Annotated in this window: 2 protein-coding genes; both read right to left on the bottom strand. The window is 72.0% G+C overall.

What is annotated here, in order from left to right; all coding sequences use genetic code 11:
- Positions 1 to 348, bottom strand: a 348-nt coding sequence (locus tag DPV74_RS41655) for a cytochrome c biogenesis CcdA family protein (RefSeq protein WP_374709023.1), incomplete at its 3' end; no start/stop codon positions are given.
- A 35-nt stretch (positions 349 to 383) separates the two neighbouring features.
- Positions 384 to 761: peptide-methionine (R)-S-oxide reductase MsrB (gene msrB, locus DPV74_RS41650; protein ID WP_119339301.1), on the bottom strand; the 378-nt coding region annotated here is incomplete at its 5' end.

Raw genomic sequence — 761 nt, 5'->3', positions numbered from 1 at the left:
CGGGCGGCCGTCGCGTTGCGCGAAGCCGGTGAGCCGGTTGCCGGCGGCGACGAGCGGTCGCGTCAGGTGCTCCGCGAGACGCGGCATCAGCAGCGTCAGGCCGAACACCGCGAGCAGCACGATGGCGACCCAGCGGCCGGCCTGGTTGGCTTGCGCGACCCAGCCGCCGCCGACGGCCGCGAGCGTCGCGACGACGGCGAACGTGAGGGCCATGCCGGCCAGCAGCGGCAGGCCGGTGCGCACGAACGGCTGGTCGGCGCGCGCGAACACGAACGGCAGCACGGGCAGGATGCACGGGCTCAGGATCGTGAGCACGCCGCCGAGATAGGCAAGGACGATGAGCAGCATGGTGCGTTCTCCAGTCGATCAGGCGTGGGGCCGGATCAGGCGGTGGCGGGGTGGAAGGCGAGGGCGAGGCCGTTCATGCAGTAGCGCAGGCCGGTCGGCGGCGGGCCGTCGTCGAACACGTGGCCGAGATGGCCGCCGCAGCGGCGGCAGTGCACTTCGGTGCGGATCATCCCGAACGACGCGTCGGTGTGGGTGGCGACCGCGTGGTCGAGCGGCTTCCAGAAGCTCGGCCAGCCTGTATGGCTGTCGAACTTGGTGGCCGACGAGAACAGCGCGAGGTCGCAGCCGGCACACGCGAACGTGCCGTGCCGGTGCTCGTCGTTCAGCGGGCTGGTGTACGGGCGCTCGGTACCGGCTTCGCGCAGGACCGTGTACTGGGCGGGCGTGAGCCGGCGATGCCATTCGGCGTCGCT

The organism is Burkholderia sp. HAN2018 (genome assembly GCF_024704855.1).
Classification (GTDB): Bacteria; Pseudomonadota; Gammaproteobacteria; order Burkholderiales; family Burkholderiaceae; genus Burkholderia; species Burkholderia cepacia.
This window is presented reverse-complemented; position numbering and strand designations above follow the sequence as displayed.